The sequence below is a fragment of the Staphylococcus coagulans genome (assembly GCF_002901995.1).
Taxonomy (GTDB): Bacteria; Bacillota; Bacilli; order Staphylococcales; family Staphylococcaceae; genus Staphylococcus; species Staphylococcus coagulans.
In genome coordinates this window covers 37,550-61,373 of record NZ_PPQN01000016.1, presented here as the reverse complement: position 1 = coordinate 61,373, position 23,824 = coordinate 37,550, and the positions used below count along the sequence as shown (strand labels likewise).

The window sequence follows — 23,824 nt, the reverse complement described above, 5'->3', positions numbered from 1 at the left end:
TCCCTCAATCAGCTCAAAGGTTAGGGTGTGCGACCAAAAATTAATGTTTCAGGCTGTTTAAACATTTCAATGGGTACGTGTATCACGCAATTGATTGTTAGGCTTGGATGAGTATTTACTGTGCACACGCATCATTGTATTGATTCTTGATTCAGCTAAATGCTCCGCCGCTTGTAATGGTAAAACATGCGTTTCTTTCGCAATTGTAAATATTTTATCCATTTGATCATAGACAGCTTTCACTTTTTTCTCAGCCCGCTCACGATGATAGCCATTCAGTTCATCAGCCACATTAATGACGCCGCCACTATTCACAACAAAATCCGGTGCATAAATAATGCCGCGTTTTTCTAACATTTGACCATGACGATTTTCTTCTAAGAGCTGATTATTGGCGCTACCACAAACCATTTTAGCTTTTAATGAAGGAATCGTTTCATCGTTCAACACGCCACCTAAGGCACATGGTGCAAAAATATCTGCATCGACACTATAAATTTCATCAATGCCGACTGCTTGCGCATCAAATGCTTCAACTGCATTCTGAACCGCTTCTTCGTTAATATCAGTGACGATCAAATGTGCTCCTTCATCATGCAAATATTGGCACATATGAAAAGCAACATTACCCACGCCTTGGACGGCAACTGTTTTTCCTTTTAATGAGTCTGACCCGAAGGCTTCTTTCGCAGTTCGCTTCATTGCGTAATAAACCCCCAATGCGGTCATCGGGCTTGGATTGCCGCCTGAACCATAAGATTCACTAATTCCACAGACATGTGGTGTTTCTAAGTGAATCATATCCATATCTTCAACCGTTGTACCTACATCTTCGGCAGTGATATAACGTCCATCTAAGCTATGAATATAGCGACCTAACGCACGAAAGAACGCTTCGGACTTATCTTTTTTAGGGTCACCAATGACAACTGTTTTTGCGCCACCTAGATTTAAACCAGCTGCTGCATTTTTGTAGGTCATCCCTTTTGCAAGTCTCATCACATCAATGATTGCTTCTTCTTCCGTTTCATAGTTCCAAAAACGACATCCCCCTAACGCAGGACCTAAAGTCGTATCATGAATACAAATAATCGCCTTCAATCCTGTCGTTTCATCATGACAAAAAACTAATTGCTCGTAATCAGCTTGTGCCATTTTTTCAAAAATCATTGCCATTCCTCCTCTGTTATTTCATTTCCCGTGGATGAAAACGTGAGTCATGGACACAGTCGAAATGTGTCTTCCCCTTTTAGAATGCAATATCACTCGCACTTTCTAACCCGTTCTTTCACTCAAGCAACAGACTTCAATTGAAGACATATAAGTTGTCGAATGTAAGCGTTTCCAACCTTTGAATATCATAACATAAGTCGGTCGTTTTTTCATAGCTGACTACTTATTTAACTAGGAAAATAATTTTAAATTTAAGCATGCTTTGCAGAATCTAACCTTTTTTCTACAAGACGTAAAAGCACATCAATACCTACAGCGATTAAAGCAATAGGAATTGCGCCTGCTAAAATAAAAGTTGTACCATCTGTCGCGTTTGTCCCTCTGATAACGACATCTCCTAATGTCGGTGCACCGATAAATGAACCCACAGCGACCACACCTACTGCGACAACCAGCGCAATTCGTACCCCACCAATGATGACTGATAATGCCAGTGGGAGTTCGATCATTCTGAGCACTTGATTTTGTGTCATGCCCATACCTTTCCCTGCATCTTTAATATTGCTATCGACACCCGTAATGCCTGTGTACGTATTTTTAATAATCGGTAACAGTGCATAGAGAAATACAGCGACAACAACGGTCGTTGTTCCGAGTCCCATTTGTAACATCAAAATAGCGAGCATCGCAATAACTGGAACTGTCTGTATGACATTCGCTACCGTAATAACAAACCAAGCCATTTTGTTGTAACGTGATAATAAAATACCTAAAGGAATACCGATAAGAGAAGCGAATAATACGCCATACACAGACATTAATAAATGATTCAAAAATAATGCCCATAAGTAGCCAATATTATTTTGATAGTATTGGAATAACTGTTCGATTAAGTTTCCTGACATTGTTTGACCTCCTATTTATTCATTATCTTCCGCTTATTTCTCAACTTTTAACCCTTTAGGTATCGTCCATCTTTCAACTAACGCTAACAACATATCAGCAATCAAAGCGAGCGCTGTTACTAAAATTGCTGCTACAATAATCATATTGGCATTATATAAATTCAATCCATTAAAAATAAAATCACCCAAACCGCCAGCGCCTACGTAACTAGCTAGCGTCGCCCAACTAATGACATAAACGCTTGATAAACGAATCCCCCCCATAATCAATGGGAACGCTAGAGGAAGTTCAACACTCTTCATGAGTTGAAAACGTGTCATCCCCATACTTAAACCGGCTTGCTTAATATTCTCGTCAATATTTTGAACACCTAACACGGTATTACTTAAAATAGGTAAAAGAACATATAAAAATAATGCAATAATTGCTGGTGTTTTCCCTACACCGAAAATAGGAATCATCAATGCTAAAATTGCTAATGTCGGGATAGTTTGTAAAACACCTGCTACTGTAAGGACTACATTGGCAACTTTCCGTGTTTTCGCCAATACAATACCAAGAGGTACTGCAATAATAATAGCGATAAATAACGCCATTAACGATATATAAAAATGCTCAATGGTTTTATTAAGGAGTTCACCGCTATATTCATGTAAGAATTGAATCATTAGATCCCATCTCCTATATTGTTTTCAATATTGACTTGCTCCGCTTCAGCATCTTCACCCCATATAGAGTCATAAACAATATCGACTAAATTGGCACGTGTAATCAAACCGACGAGTCGGCCATCATTATCAACGACCGGAATGTTACGCACGTTTCGTTTTAAAATCGTTCGCACAGAATCTTGAAGCTTACTGTCTACATGTACATGGTAGACGTCACGTTGCATCACATCAATTAACTCTGCATGCTTCCGTAATCCTTCGTTTATATCCTCTATGTCTAAATAACCTAATAATTTATTTTGCTTGTTCACAATGAATATCGTATCAATTCGTTTTTCTCTCATAAGGGAGACCGTATGATTGAGCGAATCATCTGCATTAACGGTAATAGGTTTAATCATCGCATCTTGTACTGTACGTATATTCGGTCTTTCTTGTATCAAACGGTGATCACCAATAAACGTTTTTACAAAATCATTTGCTGGATGACGTAAAATATTATCTGGCGTATCATACTGTACGACTTTCCCTTCCGACATAATACAAATGCGATCTGCCAATTTTATCGCTTCGTCCATATCGTGTGTTACAAAAATAAAAGTTTTGCCAAGCTTTTTCTGTAATGATTTGACCAAATCTTGCAGTGTATCTCGTGTGATAGGATCAAGCGCACCAAAAGGCTCATCCATTAAAATAATGTCTTGTTCCGCTGCTAAAGCCCTAATAACGCCAATACGTTGCTGTTGCCCTCCAGATAATTGTGCAGGATACTGATCTAAATAAGACTCAGGTAAATCCACTAATTTGATGAGCTCTTTAGCTTTTTGCGTTTTCTTTTCTTCTGACCATTTTAATAACTTGGGTACTAAAACAATATTCTCTTTAATCGTCATATGTGGCATAAGTCCAATTTGTTGTATAACATAGCCAATACTTCGGCGTAATTCTACCGGGTTCATCTTACGGACATCTTGATCCCCAATTAAAATTTTGCCACTTGTGGCCTCAATCATACGATTAATCATTCGCAATGCTGTCGTTTTTCCGCTCCCACTTGTCCCTATAAACGCTACAAATGAGCCTTCTTCAATATCAAGACTCAAATTATCCACGGCTTTCTTTCCACCTGGATAGATTTTAGTTAAATTCTGAATACGCAACATATACTTCTCTCCTCTAGATTCGATGCTTCGATGGCATACTGTAATAGGTGTCTCATTAACAGCCACATGCTGAATGATAACGATATTCCCTGTTTAACTGTTTTTACGATTTTTTCAAATTCAACTCTATTACTATTTTAACATAATTAATGAACTATTAATTGAAAAAGCATGAATAATTACACTTAGTCAATTTACGATATAAACTTATCCACTTTCTGAACTAAATAAAGTAAAATCCCTAATGTTCATTTTTTCACAAAGACTTTAAACTAGACTTATAAGATTTAAACAGAAAGGATGAATGATGATGATACAAACACAAGAAAAGGTCGCAGATATTGTAACGCAATACCCTAAAACAGCAGATGTTTTCCGTAAATATGGCATCGATTTTTGCTGTGGTGGACAAGTTTCAATCTTGGAAGCAGTTGAACAACATCCACGTATCGATGTAAACGTATTACTCAGTGAGTTAGAGCAAGCAAGTCAAATTCAAGGTGAAGGTATAGATACACGTTATTTAGATGTGCCCTCGCTGATTCAATACATCCAATCACGTTATCACGACACTTTAAGAGCAGAATTCAAACAACTCTCTCCTTATGTAACAAAGCTGGCAAAGGTACATGGTCCTCAAAACCCTCATTTAATTCAATTAAAGTCGGTCTATGATACTTTTAAAGGCGAGATGTTAGCGCATATTGAGGAAGAAGAACAAATTGCTTTTCCAAAATTAGTTGCCGCGTATCAAGGAGAACAAATTGAAGACCTCGAGGCAACAATAGATTCGCTGACAAGTGAACATCTGAATGCAGGACAATTATTACAAGAGATGCGTCAACTAACAGATGACTTTGAAATTCCAAGTTCAGCCTGTGGGACTTGGCGCTTAGTTTATCAACGTATTGAAGACTTAGAAAAAGAAACACATGCACATGTCCACTTAGAAAATCATGTGCTATTTCCTAAAGTAGAACAATTACTTTAATTTTAGGTCACCACTTCTATTTAACAATAAGATAATGAGAGGGCAGTTTGCATCAATTGATTGTCAACTGCCCTCTCATTGGTTTAATTCCATTTTATAATTGAGATATTTACACAGACCCATCCGTTTGATGTCAATCTGTTTAACTCGATGAAATATCATCTAACCATAGGGATTATTGATGATGGATCATAGAGAACTTAGCCATATTACGGGCCCATTCGGTCAAATCATCAGGCCCCCTTTTTAAAGCAGTTTCTACTGACCTCGGACCTGTCGACAAACTAAATACAGCATCGATACCATGCATTTCAACCGCTTCATATCCTTCCCCTAATACACCGGCTACCGCAATAACAGGTTTATGATATTTTTTCGCAGCTTTTGCGACGCCAATCGGTGTTTTACCATATATTGTTTGCCCATCAATAGCACCTTCTCCAGTAATGACTAAATCAGTATTTAAAGCATAATGATAAAAATGTGTCGCATCTAAAACGATATCAATCCCTCGGCGTAATTCCACATTTAAGAAAGCACATAGCCCAGCACCTAAACCACCGGCTGCACCGGCACCAGGTATGTTTTTGACCCTTTTATTGAGCATCTTTTCAATGACAGTGTTCCATTGTGTCAAAGCAGATTCTAGAATAACCTGATCTTCTGCGGTTGCCCCTTTTTGTTGGCTATATATCGCCGTTGCACCACGATAACCTAATAGTGGATTATCTACATCACATGCCACTTCAAAAAGAATATTATCAAAACGTGGATCTTGTCCTTCTCTGTCAATACGAGCAAGATGTTGCAACGCTTCACCACCAAACGGCAAATCATTTCCTTGTGCATCATATAAACGAACACCTAGTGCTTGTAACAAACCCGCACCGCCATCGTTTGTTGCACTTCCACCTATACCTAATATAATATGAGAGACACCTTGATCTAATGCATGACGTAAAAGCTCACCTGTCCCATAGGTTGTCGAGATTAAAGGATTACGCTGTGCTTTTGGAACCAGATCTAAACCAGACGCAGCTGCCATTTCTATCACTGCAGTTCGTCCTTCATCGGCAATACTATAAGTCGCTTCCACTGGACTGCCTAATGGCCCAGTGACTGTAGTTGTCACAAACTTTCCACCTAACGCATCGTGTAAGGATTGTGTTGTACCCTCGCCACCATCTGCCATTGGAATTTTTTTAAACGTGTCACGTTCTCCAGTCACTGACCGCCACCCTTTTTCTATGGCATGCGCTGCTTCCATTGCAGTCATGCTTTCTTTAAATGAATCCGGTGCAATTAAAATACGCATTTTTATCCTCTCCCGTTCACCCTCATTTGTTAGATTCATTTTACACCGTCCAAGCTTTAAAACAAAATGATGTATAACTAAAAAAGCGACCTAAATCTCTGAACATCTCTGTTAGAAATCTAAGCCACTTTTTCATCTCGTACATTTATTCATTTAAAACAGCTTGCGATGATTAAGCTACTTGTTCTGCAACATATATTTTACGCGTTAACCATTGACCTGTATTTTCATCATAATCATCACAAGTAATTAACGTCAATTGATCTTTTTTCTTTTTCATTTCGTCTAAAACTTCGACTTGCTCTGGTTTGACATCTTTAATTGAAGTGATTTTATAGCGACGCGTTTCATCTCCAATCTTAAAAGTCACTTTTGCGCCTTTTTTAGCCTTATGCAAGTTTGTGAATTGATAATTCAACGTATAATCCGTATGACCTGCAATGGAAATATTTTGCTGATCTAATGACTCATCGCCTTCTGCAAAACTTACACCTCGGTTGAGTTGCTCAGGTGTTGCTGGTCCCGGGTAAACAGGTTCTTTAATGTCTACTGATGGAATTTCAAGAACACCAACAATTTTTGATGGGTCTTTCGGAACTTGAGGTGTTTTCTTCTTTTCAGAAGCTGGTGCTTTTTTTTGCTCTGCCTGATACTGCTCAATCTTCTTTTCATTATCTTGCTTCGTAAAATAGGCATCGATTTTCGGCTTAAATACAAGATAAATACCACCGATAATCAGCGCAATACCTATCAGCGGAAATAACCATCGTGTCAATTTTTGCATCATTTAACCTCTTTTACAAATAATTTATGTCATTTTATTATATACTGTTACGCTCAAATTGAAAACAAAACAGAACAGATAAAAGAAGCGCCATAATGCTGAACATACCCTGTCACACCTATTCTTATTTAGGTTTGAGTCCATTGAATCTTAATGACAGTCTTTGCATTATCCATCCACTTGATCTTTAATTAATGGTTCATCAGGTTTCACAAAAAACCAAAGGACAATAGCAATGATTACAAGTAAGGTCATCGAACGTAATATCGTTACCCAGCCTAAATAGTCCGCTAAAAATCCTGCTAATAACGGCCCTAACATCGCGCCGATGTTGCCCCATAAGTTCATCCAACCAGAAACTGTACCAGAAAAGTTACGCCCTAAATCCGTAGCTGAAACCCAGCTCATTACCATCGATAAGCCGACCCCACTTAGACAAAGTGACATCCAAAAGATATTGCCCACAAGCGTCACAGATGAAATTGCAAAATTTAAAGAAACACCGAACACAATAAAGCCAAATATAGCAATTAAAGCACGTGCTGTAAAACGCGACTTGCCTGCGCTCAAAATTTTGTCAGAAATCGTACCACCTAGCATAATTAAAATAAACATACAGAACCAAGGAATACCTGCAATCTTACTCATCGTCATTGCGTCAATTTTAAACTGCTCAATTAAATATGTCGGTAACCAAATTAAAAATAAAGTAATGACAAATTGAACAATAAAATATTGTGCAGCAATAGCATAAAAACTAAAACGAGAAAAGAACATTCCCCATGGTGCAGATGATTTTTCCGTTTTCATAATATCGCGATTTTGTAGAATGTATTGCTTTTCTGCTTCATTTACCATTTGATGATGTTCTGGTAAATCTTTTGCGATAATGCCCCATAAAATAGCAATCACGAAGCCAATTGCGCCAAAGATGTAAAAAACAGCTTGCCAACCAAACGCATTATAGATGGTTACAGTTATAAAGGGTGCTAATACAGGTCCAAAGTATGACCCTGCTAACAACGCACTAGACGCACGCCCTTTTTCATTTTTACCAAACCAAAACGTATTGAAGACAGCGTTAGATGGAAACATTGGTGCTTCACCTACACCAAATAAAAATCGAATAAAAAATAAAAAACCATGTTGTTTGACAATGCCCGTAAAAATTGTGAAAGCACTCCACCATACAAGTGCAATCGTTAACATTTTTTTCGGCCCATATTTTTCAGCCAAAAATCCCGCTGGCACTTGCATTAACGCATAGCCAAGTGAGAAAAATGATGCAAGTAATGCAAACTGCCCTTTCGTTAAATCTAAGTCTTTCATCATAGGACCTGCAATATAAGAAATATTAGATCTGTCCATATAGGCAATGACACCGACTAGAAAGAAAATCCCTGCAAACATCCAACGTATATTTGTTTTCTTTTGACTCATAACTTTTGCCCCGCTTTCATAAAGATGCACGTCTGTCGTTTAAAATAGGTTGATATGCATCCTTCGACAAAGATGAACAGTCTTCAAAAGTAAGCACGCATCCCACTCATTCTTCCCGACATCTTTTGTCATAATATAATTGATCTATGAATGGAATGACGCTCATCGCAGATATTAATCCTTTCATATTACTATCTGAATATAGCATGTTAAGAAATCGGTTACAACATATTTTTCAGATTTTTCGATTTATTCAGAATATTATTTGTAATAAAAAAGCGCAAGTGCTCGTTGTCATAGATGTAAGACTTCAAACACTTGCTTTTTCGAAATTTAGTTTTCTTCTATTTTACGATGACGATGTCTTTGTCCATGTAAAATACTATATAATAAAATACATATCAACATTAATATACCGGTGCCTAAATACATCGTACGGTAACCGATAGATGGCACAATGATACCGATTAATGCCGGGCCAAAGCCAATACCGATATCCAATCCGATATAGAAAGTTGATGTCGCTAAGCCAACTTTATCTGGATCTGACATTTTCACTGCGACTACGTTACCTACAGCTGTCATACTTCCATATCCGATACCGACTAAAGCGCCAGAAACTAACAAACCCCATCCCGCATGCGCTGAAGCTAAAAGCAAGAGTCCTAAGCCAAAAAGTAACAAAGCAGGATACGCAATCCAGTTTTCATGATATTCATCTAAAATGTGGCCGACGATAGGTCGCGTCAAAATAGAAGTGATGGCATAACAAATAAAGTAATAACTTGCGACTTCAGTCAAATGGATTTGCTCTGCATATAATTGTAAAAATGATAAAACAGAGGCATAGCCTAAACCACAAATCAGTACAACAAATGCAATAGGAAGCGCGGGTAACGAGATGAACTGAGAAATATGGATTTTATGATGGACTTCATGTTTAGGCTCAATTTCAACTTTGACTTTCAAGAATAACGCGATGACAAATGCAGCTATCGCAATCACAAGACAAAATGTAAAAAGAACAAATGTTGGATAGAAATGCGCTAAATAGAGTCCTAAAAAGGGTCCTACTGCTGCACCTATCACTAGACTGAGACTAAACAAACTAATAGCTACACCGCGACGTTCCGGTGGTGAAATGAGCGGAACAATTGTCCCCGTTGCTGTCGTGGCAACCGCAAGCGCAAGACCATTTAAAAATCGAGTGATTAATAAAAGGGTCAAGCTCCCTTCAATAAAATAAAGACCTTGTGTCAAAATGAAAGAAATGAGACCCACGATTAATATTTTTTGTGGACCAATCTCATGAATATAGCGTCCTACGACAAACCGTCCAATGAGTGCACCTACAATGAATATCCCTGACACAAGTCCTGCCATACCTGCAGTCACATGGTATTGTTTGATCGAATACTGTGCGATTACCACAATGAGTAAATACATTGTTAAATAAACAAGAAAATTGACTACAAAATTTAATATATAATTTTTAAGAAATTGACTCCCCTTATCCGCAATCATTCAAAATCCCCCTTCTAAAATGGTAAGCTAGGCTAACTAATAACTTGACTATTATATCGTTTTCGATGAGTTAAATCAACCTCTTGAAATGACTAAAAGCCCTATCAAAGTACAAACTCAATCAATTTGTGTGCTTTCTACGACTTGTTTAATTCCTTCTCAAAAATAATAAGGCATTTAGTTTAAACACTTTTTCTTACATTCAGTTCATACATGAAGTATAGTCCTCACCTTCAAACAAGTCCGTTTAACTTCACAAAAGAATATGGTTTAATAGAATTGAAAACGCTTAAAATAAAATAATTGTGTCATTCATTAAGGATTGGGGCGATTGGACTAGGAAGCATTGATCCGGTCATGTTTTAAAAGCGATGATAAAGGACGCTTCACCTCGTCATTTTTAATCCAATGGCTTCATCCCCATGTATACATACGATGAATATTAAAGGAGTCAATACTATGTTATCTGATACAGAAAAAGAGCTAAAAAAGCAATATCTCGATTTGCTTGCTGAGAAATATGATTCTGAAGAAAAAGTAGCCACCGAGATTATCAGTCTCGAATCTATTTTAGAGCTTCCAAAAGGCACTGAGCATTTTGTCAGTGATTTACACGGTGAATTTCACGCCTTTCAACACGTATTACGAAACGGGTCTGGTAACGTACAAGCGAAGGTTCACGATATTTTTGACAATCGACTTGATCAAAAAACGATGAACGAATTGATTGCACTTGTTTATTATCCAGAAGAAAAGATAAAGCGAATTAGAGGCCAGTTTAACAGTAAAGCAGAACGTTATGAATGGTATGAAAAAACAATTCAACGCTTATTAGAAGTCATAACTTATACATCTTCAAAGTATACACGCTCTAAATTACGAAAAGCTTTGTCACCAGAGTATGTTTTTATTATTGAAGAGCTTTTATATAAAAGTAATAAATACAATAACAAAAAAGATTATTACGAAACGATTATTCGCCAAATCATTAAGTTAAACCAAGCCGAAAAGCTTATTATGAGTTTGGCCAATACCATTCAACGACTCGTGGTGGACCATTTACATGTAGTTGGTGATATTTATGACCGGGGACCTCATCCAGATAAAATCATTGATACGTTAATCGATTATCATTCCGTTGATATTCAATGGGGAAATCATGATGTTTTGTGGATGGGCGCCTATTCGGGGTCAAAAGTATGTTTAGCAAACCTTTTACGAATTTGTGCCCGTTATGATAATTTGGACATCATTGAAGATGCATATGGCATTAACTTGAGACCTTTATTGACGTTAGCTGAAAAATATTATGATGATAATCCCGCATTTCGTCCTAAAAAGCACCCTGAAAAGACACCGTCAGAATCTGAAAGACTACAAATCACTAAAATTCATCAAGCTATTACTATGATTCAATTTAAATTAGAGGCTCCAATTATTAAACGCCGTCCAGAATTCGAAATGGAGTCAAGATTACTGTTGGATCGTGTTAATTATCAAGATAGAACAGTTGAAATAGAAGGTGTCGTATACCCTGTTGAAAATACATGTTTTAGAACCGTCGATCCAAGACAACCAAGTGCACTTCTTGAGGAAGAAAAAGAAGTGATTGATAAACTGTTAATCTCTTTCCAAGAATCTGAAAAATTGCGTCGTCATATTGACTTTCTAATGAAAAAAGGTAACCTTTATTTGCGTTATAATGGCAATCTTTTAATTCACGGTTGTATTCCTATTGACGAACAAGGTGAAATGGAAGGTATGGTCATTAATGGGCAATATGAATCAGGTCGCGCATTAGTGGATGAATTTGAAAAGCATGTTCATTATGCATATGAACAAAAAGACGAACACGATGACCTTTCTACCGATTTAGTTTGGTATTTATGGACAGGTAAATATTCTTCACTTTTTGGAAAGCGTGCAATGACAACATTTGAACGTTATTTCATTCAAGATAAAAAAACGCATAAAGAAAAGAAAAACCCATATTATCATTTGCGTGAAGATGAAGCTGTCGTCAAAAAAATGTTAAAAGAGTTTGATTTAGATCCAGAGCAAGGCCGAATTATTAATGGCCATACACCTGTAAAAGAACGTGATGGTGAGACACCTATCAAGGCCAATGGTAAAATGCTCGTCATCGATGGTGGCTTTTCAAAAGCCTATCAATCAACAACAGGAATTGCTGGTTATACTTTACTCTACAATTCATTTGGCATGCAGTTGGTGGCGCATCAGCAATTCAACTCAAAAGAAAATATGTTGGAAACTGGTGAAGATGAGTTATCAATACGACGTGTCGTGGATGAAGAGTTAGAACGTAAGCTTATTCGCGATACCAACAAAGGTGTAGAATTGCAGAAAGAAATCGACATGTTGAAAGCGCTCATGAACTATCGTTACATGAAAAAATCAACACATCGTTAATTAAATATATCGACTACGCATGGCATAGACATTGATAATACAATCTTGATTTGAAATGTCTTTGATTGGTTTTCATTGTCGGCAATTTTATCAGTTATCATACAAGTATGTGGGGCGAGACATCATTATGTCTTGCCCCACTTTTATTGCAAATAAAAGTGGTAATGTTCAAAAGAAAGGTGTAAAATTTGAGAGTGCGCATTGAAGTGGTTCAAAATGAAGTATGAAAACATGATGGATATCATATCAATTACAACCTTATTACGTAGGCAAGTTCGAAGTGGGTGTCGGTCGATTGTCAGCCCAAAGTGTCTGCTACAGCATTTTTGTATAAAGACAGGATCCAGTTCTTTCCTCATTATCAAATGACTTTGACTAAACAACCAAAATGTTTCATTACTTCAAAGTGCTGTCTATATAAAACTAAAAATAATAACTATTTAATCACAGAAATTTTTCATATGATAGATTGGAAATTCAAATCATATGACTAGAGCAAAATCGAACTTTTACACTATTTTACTTTTTAAATCGTGATGTATTATAATGTTGAAAGCGTTTACTTATGAAATGCGAATTATTGGAGGGAGAAATTTTGATTGATATTCTACAAAAACTCAATGCAATATTGTGGGGGGCACCGAGTTTAATTTTATTAACAGGAACAGGGTTATTTTTAACCCTCTTACTTAAAGGGATGCAATTTACAAAATTATTGCATGCATTTAAACTGGCATTCGTTCCAAATGAAAGTGATAAAGACAATGAAGGCGATATCAGTAACTTTAAAGCTTTAATGACATCACTCGCTGGAATGATAGGGAATGGGAATATCGCCGGTGTAGCAACTGCCGTCACTTTAGGTGGTCCCGGTGCCGTATTTTGGATGTGGGTTGTGGGCTTGCTGGGCATGACAACAAAATATGCGGAAGCTTTACTCGCAATGAAATACCGCGTTCAAAATGATAAAGGGGAATTTTCAAGTGGTCCGATGTATTACATAGAAAAGGGGCTTGGTCATCGCTTTAAATTTTTAGCGGTCGCTTTCGCTATATTCGGTGCGTTTGCAGCACTGGGTATTGGTAATAGCGTGCAATCAAATACGATTGCCGACGTCATGAAAAATAGCTTTAACGTGAGTGGCTTTGTGACCGGCATTGTTTTAGTGATACTCATCTCATTAATTATTTTTGGTGGTTTAAAGCGCATTAGCAATGTGGCAGGCTTTTTTGTTCCAATGATGGCCATTTTTTATATTGGCGCAGCCATCATCATTTTAATTCTCAATTACAATCAAATATTGCCATCATTTGGTTTAATTTTTCAATATGCATTTACACCCGTCTCCGCTGCAGGTGGCTTTTCAGGTATTTTAGTCATGCAAGCCGTTCAAAATGGGGTTTCTAAAGGGATTTTCTCCAACGAAGCAGGTTTGGGTACAGTCGCTTTAATCTCAGGAAATGCTAAAGCTGAAAAACCAGCCATTCAAGCGCTAGTCGCAATGACAGGAACTTTTATTGTAACGATTGTCGTTTGTACAATGACAGCACTCGTCCTTCTCGTTACAGGATTTTGGGATCCAACAGGTGGTTTACTTTCTGGTGTGCATCATGATGCAAGTTTAGAAGCCGGTGCACTTACAAGTAAAGCTTTTGGCTCAAGTTTAGGTTCGATGGGTGAATACGTTGTATCGCTATCGGTCATCTTTTTCGGCTTTTCAACGATTATTGCTTGGTTCGTCTATGGGGCAAAATGTTTTGAATATCTGTTCGGCGTAAAATATGTCATGTTTTATGGCATCATTTATGTCATCGCAACATTCATCGGTACAGTAGCTAACTTAAGAACTGTTTGGATGTTTGCAGATACAGCGAATGCTTTAATGATGATTCCAAACTTAATTGGTATTTTATTCTTATACAAAGTGATTAAAGAAGAAACAGATCTTTACTTTAAGCCGTCTGTACGTCAATATTCATAAAATAAAACAAGAGGCTAGTATAGAAGTTCCACAATAAATAGCGCTAAGATGATTTTTTATAGAAAATTGTCTCAGCGCTATCTTTTTATGATAAAAACTTCGTATTGTATGACCTTGCTTTCCAAGGGGGCATCCTCTATACAAGCACATTCATAAAGTTAAGGTTATCAAAAATTTATGTCTCGAACTCTTCTTTTTATAGGTATATTTGCAATTGGAAATGTGTCCCTTCCATACTTTCGTTTGATCCTACTTGAGAAGGGTATGGGTACATTGAGGTGAAAAATCAATGAAACAAAAAGTTATTAATCAAATGAAACAAGTATTTGAAAAATCTCGTATCGGAGTTCTTTCTACTGCAGTTAACAATCAACCTAATAGTCGTTATATGATTTTTTATAATGACGACTTAGATTTATATACAAAAACAAGCCGTTCTTCTCAAAAAATTGAAGAATTAAAACAAAATCCAAAAGCACACGTATTACTCGGTTATGAAGAAGGATCTGGTCATCCTTATGTCGAAATCGATGGTACAATTGATATTATTACGAATTCAAAAGAAATAGATTGGTTATGGCAAGAACAAGATAAAACATTTTTTGATTCAAAAAATGATCCGGATTTAGTCGTTATCCGTGTCATCCCATCACATATCAAGTTACTAAACAGTGAGGATTTAGATACACCTTTCGAAATTGATGTCAGTGCCCTTTAATTCATTCGTGCAAATTAATGAGAGTGTGCTGATGAATCTGTCAGTTTTTGAATCATTAACCTATTCGGGAGCGGTTGAGGAAATGCTTTTATTTTCCGATTGTTCCCATTGTTATGCTTTTGTTTATATAAAATGTCTTACCCTTATATAAAGTTGTATTCCACACAAAAGGCAGTATACAGAACTGCATGGCATCACATGCTTCTGTATACTGCCTTTGTACATTACGCGCCGTTAAGCTGTAATTGATACATCTTGTAATAAATGCCTTCTTGCGCAATTAAGGATTCATGTGTTCCTCTTTCTACAATTTCCCCTTTATTTAACACTAAAATTTGATCGGCATCTTGAATCGTCGATAAACGGTGCGCGATGGCAATCGTTGTTCGTCCAGTCCGCATACGATTGAGTGACTGTTGAATCGCTTCTTCCGTTTCCGAGTCAATATTCGCCGTCGCTTCATCAAGAATAAGCACTTTAGGTTGGATAGCCATCGTTCTTGCGAAAGCAATCAATTGACGTTGACCGCTTGAGAAAGCACTCCCCTTCTCAATCACTTCGTGGGCGTACCCATTTTTCAATTGACGAATAAATTCATCTGCGTGTACAAATTGAGCTGCTGCTTCTATTTCTTCTTGTGTCATCGTCGGATGATATAACTTAATATTAGAAGCGACCGTTCCATAAAACATAAATGGATCTTGCAACACAAGTCCGATATTACGTTTTAATTGTGCCGGCGGAAAATCCTTAATAGATTGCCCGTCAATTAAAATTTCACCACGGTTAAATTCATAAAAGCGCATAAATAAATTAATGATAGAACTTTTACCGGAACCTGTATGCCCTACTAGAGCTACTGTTTGGCCAGGCTCCACTGTGAATGAAATATTTTTAAGTACATCATGTTGACCATCATAACTAAATGAAACATCTTTAAATTCAATTTTTCCTGCTTTAATTTCACCTTGACTTTGCACATTTTGTAACGGCGCTAAAGTGGGATCGTCCATCATTTTGAAAACACGACTAGCTGAAACAATGGCTTGTTGGAAAATATTTAAATTTTGACTCACTTGGTTGACAGGTTCAAAGAAACGTTGCATATATTGAATAAATGCATACACTACCCCTGCTGTGACAGTTGTTGAAAAACTTAAAATACCGAAATACGCTAATATCACAACGATTGCAAATGTTGATAACATCGTAATCGCAGGTCGTAATAATAGACCGTCTAAACGTATTGTCTTAATTGAATATTGATAATGTGATGCATTAATAGCTTCGAATTCATTTCGTAAACGTCGCTCTTGATTAAACACTTGGATGATTTTCATACCTTCTATAGATTCACCTAGTTTGGCATTTAAATCAGATAAGCGCTGACGTGTTTCATAGAAATAAATGGATGCATATTTCCGATATATTGCGAGCACAACGATTACAATCGGAATAAACAACATCGCAAAAAACGCCATTCGAATATCTAAAACAAACATCATGACAAAACTTGCGATAATCATGAAAAATGCAATTAAAAAGGAAGAGAGCACACCTGTGAACATTTCGACAATTGCCTCAGTATCATTTGTTAAACGCGAAACAATGCTCCCACTCGGCGTTTCATCAAAAAATTTCATTCCTAATTGACTGATATTATGAAAAGCATCAATACGCAGTTGTTGGATAACTTTAAATGCTAAGTATTGTAAGTAATAAATACTTAAATACGTAGTGACTGCCCCTATTAATTCGACTGCAACAAAAACGACTAACAAAATCGTAATTTCATTTCTTGGGAAATGTTGCGGTGTTAAATACTGGTCAATGAACATTTTGACAAGATAAGGAACAGACATACTTGCCATCGTTGAAAAAGTGAGCATTGCTAAAGTTAGGAAGATTAACTTTTTAAATGGAAATGTATAACGAATGAGTCGCATTAAAGTCTGAGTTTGTTCTTTCGTTGTCAATTGAGATTTGACGTCTTGCTGCATCATTTTCGCTCACCTCCATCAACTTCACTTTCTAAATCACGGGTAAGACGACTTTGCATCGCTTGTGAACGGTACGTCTCCGCATACCAACCCTCTTTTGCCATAAGCTGTTCATGTGTCCCGCGTTCAATGATAGTGCCATGTCTCATTACAATGATCATATCTGCATGCATAACCGCACTCATACGGTGCGCCGTAATAATATTCGTTTTATCTTGACGTTCTTGTTTCAAATTGTTCAGGATGGCTGTTTCAGTTTCTGCATCTACAGCGGATAAGGCATCATCTAAAATTAAAATTTGCGGATTCATCATTAATGCCCTTGCAATGGATATCCGTTGCTTTTGTCCGCCTGATAATGAAACGCCTCGCTCTCCGACAACGGTGTCATAACCTTCAGGCAAACTTAAGATGTCTTGATGAATATGACTCATCGCACTTGCATGAAAGACCCTTTCATCCGCAACATCCGGTTGACTAAATGCGATGTTACCACGAATGGTTGATGAAAATAGAAAATGTTCTTGTGGCACGTAGCCGAACTGACCTCTAAGTTTGTTAATTTCATAATCACGGATAGGTCGTCCGCCATACTGAATATCTTCGGGCTGTTTGGTATCAAACTCACGCAGTAAAAGACGTAATAATAAACTTTTACCTGAACCTGTATGTCCAACAATCCCTAACGTCATTCCTTGTTTAATTTGGAAATGAACATCTTTTAAGTCTGGTTCTGTTTCACCTTTAAATTCGAACGTATCAATATTGAAATCAATATCACCTTCAGGAACTGACGATGTTTGAGATGTCGTCACAATATCACTTTGTACACTTTCTATTTTGCGTATCCGGTCATAAGATGCTGATCCTCTTTGAACGATATTAAAGAAAAATCCAAGCGCTAATAACGGCCAAACAAGCATGCCTAAATAAGTCGTGAATGTAATGAGTTGACCAATCGTGATCGACTCATGAATCACCATCAATGCTCCAAAGACCACACTTAAAAGGTAGCTTGCACCAATTACCAATTCAATTGTAGGATCGAAAAGCGCATCAATTTTGGATACAACTAAGTTTTTAGCCACGACACGGTCACTCAATTGTCGAAAATCCGTTTCGTCCGCTTGTTCATAACCAAAAGATTTTGTCACTTTGACCCCTGCGATACTTTCTTGCGTTTTATCATTTAATTGACTAAAAGCCCCTTGTGCTTCTTTAAAACCCTTATGCAACAAGTGGCCGTAATAACTCGTCAATATCACCAATAATGGTAAAGGAATCATCATAATGAGTGTCAGTTTAGGACTAATGGTCACACACATCATTATTAAAGTGATGCCACCCGTTATGACTGCTTCAGATATCGTAAACACACCGATACCCGCAGTGTTTTGCACCGCTCGAATATCATTTGTCGCATGCGCCATTAAATCACCTGTACGGTAATTTTGGTAAAATGATGGACTCATATTCGTATATTTTTCATAAAGTTGATTTCTCAAAATTCTTCCTAGTTTTGCACTTGCGCCAAAAAATCGCGTACGCAAAAAATAACGTAACGCATAAACTGCTAAACCGACGATAAAGATAATCACAAGATACATTGTTAAATTTTGAGGTGTCAACGTGTGCTGTGCGATATGATCTATCACAAAACCTATAATTTGCGGTGGAATCAAGCTACATAAAGCTGTAATAACTAAAGCAATCAAGGCACTTATATAGCGCCATTTTTCTTGCTTGAAAAACCACCCGAGTTGCTTAAAAACTTTCATGTTGCCACCTACTCTTTCTAAGCACAGACTGTACTTTCATATTTATTTGTATAAGAACAATAGCATCGACACGTTTTTACTGTATTCTATTCAAACGATGCACGCCTCATCGTTAAAACAACATTAAATTCATTTTTCGAAACACGCACGTCTCTTCTGTTCCTTATTCTGGGGCGCGTGAGTAAGAGCTACATCAACCTGTATACAAGTGTCGCATATATAATCTGGATAGCTACTATTCTATTGTTTGTCTAAAGTTAATAGATTAAGGAATCTCTATCCCAATCTATAACGTGAATGATCAAAGCGATGGTTACGCGCTTTTAAACTATTATTGACACAAGCGCTCGACGCAATCCGCTTTAATTCTTATCTACATCCTACATGTTTTCGCCCCCTTCTAAAGCTATGCTTCGTGTTGTGATAAGTCCTTCACTCGCCGCTCAAATAAATTAGACACACTTTATTTATGCTTTTATACTTTATTGAAAAGCTCTACATTTAAAAGTGACGTCGTATCCCTTAATTTTTCTTACTTTTCTAACTTTCATATTTTTACTAAGTCCTCTTATTATAGCACGCTGCCTTTTTACACTTTCCATTTTCTGCTCATCATTCATCCTGCCTCCCCCTCCCACTACGTTTAAATGTCAAAATATTTCGATAATATTTTAAACTATTTTATCATACTTTATCTCACCCAACATAACGGCCTCGTATTTATTGCTTTATTTTTAGAAAACACAATTTGTACTGATTATTATGAATCATCCATAGGCTAGAATTTTAGTCGGGAAATAATGAGATATTTACCATTGAGACGCATAAAAGTTATCACTTTCTTTAAAAACGAATGATAAACAAAGCAAAGATAAGTTGGTTGAAAAATTGGTAACATAGCACCAAAACAGAATGGGCTACACAGCTTTATAGTTCATATGTTAAGCTAATAAAAAAAAGAGGAAATGAGGTAACAACATGACAAAATTCGATCATGTGCGTCCACCGCAACATTTTGCACGTCATCACAAAACACTCATTGTCATTAAGCGTTATGCTTTCACGTGTGATAATCGTGTTTATTTTTCTGATACACGCTATGTAGATTTAGAACAACATACATATCAACTAGAGGTTGAACTATGGTCAAAAACAGATAATCAAGGGATGGCTGTGGACTTTAAAGAAATCGATGCTGTCTATAATCACTATCTAGCGCCTAAACTTGAAGGACAGTTGATTAACGATACATTACCTGAAATGAACACCACTGTAGAAAATATTGCCCATTGGATTTGGCAACAATTCCATGCGCACCTACCAGAAGGCGTCTCATTGAATACAATTACATTATTTGAAACACCTGATCAAGGCACAAAATTAACACGAAATATTATGGCACAATAAATAGACTGAATCACGCGCGAATCTCGCCACTATCTATAAAGTATTTAAATGCAACAACACCCCCATCTTCTCATCATTTTGAAAAGCTGGGGGTGTTGACGTTCTGTATCGTTAGTTAATGTTCTATTTCGAACATTGTTTTAATGGTTTCGAATAATTCTTCTTCGGTCATCACAATATGGTCAGGGTTGTATTGTTGATGCGTCATAGGACGATTTCGACGATTAAACCAAATACTATGCCAACCTGCATCAATGGCACCGATGACATCATTGTCAAAATGGTCTCCGATATAATAAATTTCATGTGGATCAACCTCTAACTCCTGCTCGACAACTTTAAAAATCCCCAGTTCCGGTTTCGATAGACCGAATTCTGCAGAAATAAATTGATGTGACTCAGGAATAAAAGCATCTAGGTTTAATGCTTCTATTTTACGACGTTGACGATCAGATTCACCATTTGTCAAAATACCTAATTCAACTTGTTGAGACGTTAAAAAGTTGAGGATTTGTGCCATCGTCTCTGATAAGTTGATATGTTGTTGTGCGGCTTCATAATCCTGTTGAAACGCAATAGCCATGTGCTCTGGTAAATCAATATCAAAATCATGTACTGCTTGTGTGATGCGCGCAATATGCATCGCTTTCAGTGATAATTCACCGAGTTGCGTCGCTTCAAATAATGCATCACTATAAATTCTAAAGTGGCGATACAATGTCTCTGCACCAATATCGCTATCTGCAAAATGACGATGATATGCAAATTCAAAAGCTTCCAATTGATTGTACAGCGTGTCATCTAAATCAAATAATATGACCTTCATCATCCAATACACCCCCTATAATCGTAGCAATTCAATCAGTATATCTTTGTGAGATTATTATATAATTTCCACATCGTCATGAACAGTTTTTCAAACCGTTTAACCCTTTTATTTGTTCAATAAAATGATTAAACAACAGGATTATGTTTCTTACGAATCAAGAGCCGCTTTAATTGTTTTTAAATACACTTTTGTCTTGTCGATTCCCTCTTCTTTAAAGCGTCTCACAATTTCACTACCGATAATAACACCATCTGCCACTTCTATAATTTCACGCACGTGTTCAGGTGTTCGTATTCCAAAACCGGCAAACACAGGAACTTTACTCTGTGCTTTAACATCTAAAATATTGTTTTTGAGTTCAGGATGAAAATGACCATTTTGCCCTGTCACTTGATTCATTGTAATTGTATAGATAAATCCTTCCGCAGACGCTGCGATCCGTTTACGTCGTGAAGCTGCGGCTGTCATCGCAATTAAGGAAATGAATTGTAACTGACGCTCTGGATGACGCGCTTTGAGTTGTTCTACATATTCAAAAGGCAAATCTGGAATAATAAGACCTTTCACACCTGCTGCTTCGGCATCTTTTATAAAAGCCGCTTCACCATACGTTTCGATGGTGTGATAATATGTCATTAAAATGGTGCGTGTCTGTAATTCATGCTGTACCGCTTTTAATTGGCTTAAAATTTTCTGTGCTGTCATACCCGCTTTAATAGCAGCTTGGCCTGCTTCCATAATGACAGGACCATCAGCGACAGGATCAGAAAATGGAATACCTATTTCAACATAATCAGCGCCTATTTCATCTAAAGCTTTAAGTTCGTCAATAAACTGAGGGCCACCCATGATATAAGCGACAAATTGCTTCGTAGTCATTATTAACGCTCCCTTTCTTCAAGATAATTTTTGATTGTTTCCATATCTTTGTCACCTCGACCTGAAATTGTAACTACAAGGACTTCTTCTTTATCCATTTTAGGGGCAAGTTTTTCTACATAGCTTAATGCATGTGCACTTTCAATTGCTGGAATAATCCCTTCAGCTTGCGTGAAACGAACTAATGCGTCCATAGCTTCTCTGTCATCTGCCGTCACATAGTCAACACGACCGATATCGTGATAATAACTGTGCTCAGGTCCGACACCAGGATAATCTAACCCCGCTGAGATCGAGTGCGCTAATTTAATTTGATGTTGTTCATCTTGAATAAGATACATTTTTGTGCCATGCAACACACCTTTACTTCCTTTATTGATGGCTAGCGCATGACGATCTGTATCCACGCCTTCTCCAGCAGCCTCTACACCATACAGCTTAACCGCTTCATCATTAATGAAAGGATAGAAAGTCCCTATCGCATTAGAACCGCCACCGACACAAGCTACAATCGCATCAGGTAATCGTTGTTCTTTTTCATGAAGTTGCGCTTTAATTTCATCACCAATCACACGTTGAAAATCTCGTACCATTGTTGGAAATGGGTCTGGACCAAGCGCCGAACCTAATAGATAATGTGTATCCTCAACATGCGCCACCCAATATTGTAATGCTTTATTGACAGCATCCGATAACGTCCCTTGCCCATCTGTCACAGGCACAACTTTAGCCCCTAATAATTCCATACGAAATACATTTAACTGTTGTCGACGGATATCCTCTTCTCCCATAAAAACAACCAGTTCCATATCAAATAATGCTGCAACGGTTGCACTGGCTACACCATGTTGTCCTGCACCTGTCTCAGCTACTAATTTCTTTTTGCCCATTCTTTTCGCTATAAGCGCTTGTCCAAGTGCGTTATTAATTTTATGTGCGCCCGTATGATTTAAATCTTCACGCTTAAGATAAATTTTAGCGCCACCGAGTTGTTCAGTATAAGATGCCGCAAAAGTTAATGGCGATTCACGCCCTACATAATGTTTTAAATAGTCATGATACATGGCTTGAAATGCGTCATCTTGCTTCGCCTCTAAGTAGGCTTTCTTGAGTTCATCTATTGCTGGCATCAGTGTTTCTGGTACGTACTTGCCACCATATTCTCCAAAGAATCCATTTTCATCTACTTCTAATTGAATATGTTTCATCTTATTGCTCCTTTCATAATTGCACACATCTGTTTCATTTTGATTGGATCTTTAATGCCTTTGTCTCTTTCGATACCACTCGCAATATCGATTCCGTGAATGTGTTTATGTGTTTTTAATAATTGTGCTAAATTTTGTGTATTCAATCCTCCAGCAATCATGTACTTTGTTTCGGGCAAGTCATTTAAATATGACCAATCAAACACTTCCCCTGTTCCACCAAAATGTTGTGATGGCGTATCAATCAAAATTTTGTCAACAGCATCACGATACGACATTATATGAGAACGCAATATGTCGTCAGCAGGAAGCGCTTTGAACACTTGTATATGTGGATAGTACGCTTTAAATATACGTAAAGTCTCCACAGATTCATCTCCATGAAATTGAAGGGTGTTAATATTCGTCTGTTCAACGATATTTTGCAAAGTTTGCATTGAAGCATTTACAGTAACAGCCACGCGGTCAATGTCATCGGGCACTTGCTTTGAAAGGCTGTGCAATGTTTCTAGATTAACGTACCGTGCACTTTTAGGATAAGTAATAAAACCGATTGCAGATACATCACATTGAATCGCAGCTTCAATATCTTGTTGTCTCGTAAAACCACAATATTTTAAATACATA

Annotated in this window: 20 protein-coding genes; 5 read left to right on the top strand and 15 right to left on the bottom strand. The window is 37.3% G+C overall.

Translation table 11 applies throughout. The features are described from left to right. Positions 1-66: 66 nt before the first annotated feature. The 4 genes from CD118_RS04685 to CD118_RS04670 form a co-directional block, all read right to left on the bottom strand. A complete protein-coding gene (locus tag CD118_RS04685) occupies positions 67-1,170 on the bottom strand; it encodes a Leu/Phe/Val dehydrogenase (protein ID WP_060829433.1) in 1,104 nt (367 codons plus the stop codon). A gap of 254 nt (positions 1,171-1,424) precedes the next feature. Continuing rightward, on the bottom strand, positions 1,425-2,078 hold the full coding sequence (locus tag CD118_RS04680) for an ABC transporter permease (RefSeq protein WP_016426162.1): 654 nt from the start codon (positions 2,076-2,078) through the stop codon (positions 1,425-1,427). 33 nt (positions 2,079-2,111) lie between these two features. Continuing rightward, the gene (locus CD118_RS04675) at positions 2,112-2,747 is read right to left on the bottom strand and encodes an ABC transporter permease (RefSeq protein ID WP_103356334.1); all 636 of its coding nucleotides are present in this window, start codon (positions 2,745-2,747) and stop codon (positions 2,112-2,114) included. Beyond that, positions 2,747-3,913, bottom strand: a complete 1,167-nt coding sequence (locus tag CD118_RS04670) for a betaine/proline/choline family ABC transporter ATP-binding protein (protein WP_050329997.1) — start codon at positions 3,911-3,913, stop codon at positions 2,747-2,749. The genes CD118_RS04675 and CD118_RS04670 overlap by 1 nt, the downstream gene beginning before the upstream one ends. A 310-nt stretch (positions 3,914-4,223) precedes the next feature. On the opposite strand from CD118_RS04670, the gene scdA reads away from it, so the two are divergent. Further along, positions 4,224-4,904 carry an iron-sulfur cluster repair di-iron protein ScdA gene (scdA, locus tag CD118_RS04665; protein ID WP_060829431.1) on the top strand — a complete coding sequence of 227 codons (681 nt, stop codon included), beginning with the start codon at positions 4,224-4,226 and terminating at the stop codon, positions 4,902-4,904. A gap of 175 nt (positions 4,905-5,079) precedes the next feature. Here the strand turns inward: scdA and CD118_RS04660 are convergent, their stop codons facing one another. The 4 genes from CD118_RS04660 to CD118_RS04645 form a co-directional block, all read right to left on the bottom strand. Next, positions 5,080-6,219: a glycerate kinase family protein gene (locus CD118_RS04660; protein ID WP_103356333.1), complete on the bottom strand. Its 1,140-nt coding sequence runs from the start codon at positions 6,217-6,219 to the stop codon at positions 5,080-5,082. A gap of 172 nt (positions 6,220-6,391) precedes the next feature. Beyond that, positions 6,392-7,003: a class A sortase SrtA gene (gene srtA, locus CD118_RS04655; RefSeq protein ID WP_050345203.1), complete on the bottom strand. Its 612-nt coding sequence runs from the start codon at positions 7,001-7,003 to the stop codon at positions 6,392-6,394. Between the two features lie 168 nt (positions 7,004-7,171). Next, positions 7,172-8,443: a pyruvate MFS transporter gene (locus tag CD118_RS04650; protein ID WP_103356332.1), complete on the bottom strand. Its 1,272-nt coding sequence runs from the start codon at positions 8,441-8,443 to the stop codon at positions 7,172-7,174. Between the two features lie 333 nt (positions 8,444-8,776). Further along, positions 8,777-9,967: an MFS transporter gene (locus CD118_RS04645; RefSeq protein ID WP_060829427.1), complete on the bottom strand. Its 1,191-nt coding sequence runs from the start codon at positions 9,965-9,967 to the stop codon at positions 8,777-8,779. Positions 9,968-10,426: 459 nt separating this feature from the next. Here CD118_RS04645 and CD118_RS04640 point away from each other — a divergent pair, with 459 nt between their 5' ends. The 3 genes from CD118_RS04640 to CD118_RS04630 all read left to right on the top strand — a co-directional run bounded on the left by CD118_RS04640 (position 10,427) and on the right by CD118_RS04630 (position 15,096). Next, positions 10,427-12,397 (top strand): fructose-bisphosphatase class III, encoded by a 1,971-nt coding sequence (locus CD118_RS04640; RefSeq protein WP_050329988.1) that lies wholly within the window; start codon positions 10,427-10,429, stop codon positions 12,395-12,397. Between the two features lie 595 nt (positions 12,398-12,992). Next, the gene (locus tag CD118_RS04635) at positions 12,993-14,378 is read left to right on the top strand and encodes an alanine/glycine:cation symporter family protein (protein WP_103356331.1); all 1,386 of its coding nucleotides are present in this window, start codon (positions 12,993-12,995) and stop codon (positions 14,376-14,378) included. Positions 14,379-14,667: 289 nt separating this feature from the next. Then, entirely contained in the window at positions 14,668-15,096 is a 429-nt protein-coding gene (locus CD118_RS04630) for a pyridoxamine 5'-phosphate oxidase family protein (RefSeq protein ID WP_050345201.1), read from the top strand. A 224-nt stretch (positions 15,097-15,320) separates the two neighbouring features. On the opposite strand, the gene CD118_RS04625 is transcribed toward CD118_RS04630, so the two are convergent. The 3 genes from CD118_RS04625 to CD118_RS11970 form a co-directional block, all read right to left on the bottom strand. After that, positions 15,321-17,099 (bottom strand): ABC transporter ATP-binding protein, encoded by a 1,779-nt coding sequence (locus CD118_RS04625; RefSeq protein ID WP_206167712.1) that lies wholly within the window; start codon positions 17,097-17,099, stop codon positions 15,321-15,323. Next, positions 17,096-18,874, bottom strand: a complete 1,779-nt coding sequence (locus CD118_RS04620; protein WP_060829424.1) for an ABC transporter transmembrane domain-containing protein — start codon at positions 18,872-18,874, stop codon at positions 17,096-17,098. The genes CD118_RS04625 and CD118_RS04620 overlap by 4 nt, the downstream gene beginning before the upstream one ends. A gap of 482 nt (positions 18,875-19,356) precedes the next feature. Then, positions 19,357-19,494: a hypothetical protein gene (locus tag CD118_RS11970; RefSeq protein WP_169925587.1), complete on the bottom strand. Its 138-nt coding sequence runs from the start codon at positions 19,492-19,494 to the stop codon at positions 19,357-19,359. Between the two features lie 358 nt (positions 19,495-19,852). Between CD118_RS11970 and CD118_RS04615 the strand changes: the two genes are divergently transcribed. Then, positions 19,853-20,281, top strand: coding sequence for a 6-pyruvoyl trahydropterin synthase family protein (locus CD118_RS04615; RefSeq protein ID WP_103356330.1), 429 nt, complete (start codon positions 19,853-19,855; stop codon positions 20,279-20,281). A 115-nt stretch (positions 20,282-20,396) separates the two neighbouring features. Here the strand turns inward: CD118_RS04615 and CD118_RS04610 are convergent, their stop codons facing one another. The 4 genes from CD118_RS04610 to trpF all read right to left on the bottom strand — a co-directional run bounded on the left by CD118_RS04610 (position 20,397) and on the right by trpF (position 23,823). Next, a complete protein-coding gene (locus tag CD118_RS04610) occupies positions 20,397-21,110 on the bottom strand; it encodes an HAD family hydrolase (RefSeq protein WP_103356329.1) in 714 nt (237 codons plus the stop codon). A 147-nt stretch (positions 21,111-21,257) separates the two neighbouring features. Beyond that, on the bottom strand, positions 21,258-21,989 hold the full coding sequence (gene trpA / locus CD118_RS04605) for a tryptophan synthase subunit alpha (protein ID WP_050329980.1): 732 nt from the start codon (positions 21,987-21,989) through the stop codon (positions 21,258-21,260). Positions 21,990-21,991: 2 nt separating this feature from the next. After that, positions 21,992-23,197: a tryptophan synthase subunit beta gene (gene trpB / locus CD118_RS04600; protein ID WP_103356328.1), complete on the bottom strand. Its 1,206-nt coding sequence runs from the start codon at positions 23,195-23,197 to the stop codon at positions 21,992-21,994. Beyond that, positions 23,194-23,823 (bottom strand): phosphoribosylanthranilate isomerase, encoded by a 630-nt coding sequence (gene trpF / locus CD118_RS04595; RefSeq protein WP_103356327.1) that lies wholly within the window; start codon positions 23,821-23,823, stop codon positions 23,194-23,196. The genes trpB and trpF overlap by 4 nt, the downstream gene beginning before the upstream one ends. Position 23,824: the final 1 nt, after the last annotated feature.

What these genes read in the sequence shown, in the direction of transcription:
- CD118_RS04685 (WP_060829433.1), bottom strand. Translation starts at nt 1,170, where the DNA reads ATGATTTTTGAAAAAATGGCACAAGCTGATTACGAGCAATTAGTTTTT.
- CD118_RS04680 (WP_016426162.1), bottom strand. Translation starts at nt 2,078, where the DNA reads ATGTCAGGAAACTTAATCGAACAGTTATTCCAATACTATCAAAATAAT.
- CD118_RS04675 (WP_103356334.1), bottom strand. Translation starts at nt 2,747, where the DNA reads ATGATTCAATTCTTACATGAATATAGCGGTGAACTCCTTAATAAAACC.
- CD118_RS04670 (WP_050329997.1), bottom strand. Translation starts at nt 3,913, where the DNA reads ATGTTGCGTATTCAGAATTTAACTAAAATCTATCCAGGTGGAAAGAAA.
- scdA (WP_060829431.1), top strand. Translation starts at nt 4,224, where the DNA reads ATGATACAAACACAAGAAAAGGTCGCAGATATTGTAACGCAATACCCT.
- CD118_RS04660 (WP_103356333.1), bottom strand. Translation starts at nt 6,219, where the DNA reads ATGCGTATTTTAATTGCACCGGATTCATTTAAAGAAAGCATGACTGCA.
- srtA (WP_050345203.1), bottom strand. Translation starts at nt 7,003, where the DNA reads ATGCAAAAATTGACACGATGGTTATTTCCGCTGATAGGTATTGCGCTG.
- CD118_RS04650 (WP_103356332.1), bottom strand. Translation starts at nt 8,443, where the DNA reads ATGAGTCAAAAGAAAACAAATATACGTTGGATGTTTGCAGGGATTTTC.
- CD118_RS04645 (WP_060829427.1), bottom strand. Translation starts at nt 9,967, where the DNA reads ATGATTGCGGATAAGGGGAGTCAATTTCTTAAAAATTATATATTAAAT.
- CD118_RS04640 (WP_050329988.1), top strand. Translation starts at nt 10,427, where the DNA reads ATGTTATCTGATACAGAAAAAGAGCTAAAAAAGCAATATCTCGATTTG.
- CD118_RS04630 (WP_050345201.1), top strand. Translation starts at nt 14,668, where the DNA reads ATGAAACAAAAAGTTATTAATCAAATGAAACAAGTATTTGAAAAATCT.
- CD118_RS04625 (WP_206167712.1), bottom strand. Translation starts at nt 17,099, where the DNA reads ATGATGCAGCAAGACGTCAAATCTCAATTGACAACGAAAGAACAAACT.
- CD118_RS04620 (WP_060829424.1), bottom strand. Translation starts at nt 18,874, where the DNA reads ATGAAAGTTTTTAAGCAACTCGGGTGGTTTTTCAAGCAAGAAAAATGG.
- CD118_RS11970 (WP_169925587.1), bottom strand. Translation starts at nt 19,494, where the DNA reads ATGAATGATGAGCAGAAAATGGAAAGTGTAAAAAGGCAGCGTGCTATA.
- CD118_RS04615 (WP_103356330.1), top strand. Translation starts at nt 19,853, where the DNA reads ATGACAAAATTCGATCATGTGCGTCCACCGCAACATTTTGCACGTCAT.
- CD118_RS04610 (WP_103356329.1), bottom strand. Translation starts at nt 21,110, where the DNA reads ATGATGAAGGTCATATTATTTGATTTAGATGACACGCTGTACAATCAA.
- trpA (WP_050329980.1), bottom strand. Translation starts at nt 21,989, where the DNA reads ATGACTACGAAGCAATTTGTCGCTTATATCATGGGTGGCCCTCAGTTT.
- trpB (WP_103356328.1), bottom strand. Translation starts at nt 23,197, where the DNA reads ATGAAACATATTCAATTAGAAGTAGATGAAAATGGATTCTTTGGAGAA.
- trpF (WP_103356327.1), bottom strand. Translation starts at nt 23,823, where the DNA reads ATGTATTTAAAATATTGTGGTTTTACGAGACAACAAGATATTGAAGCT.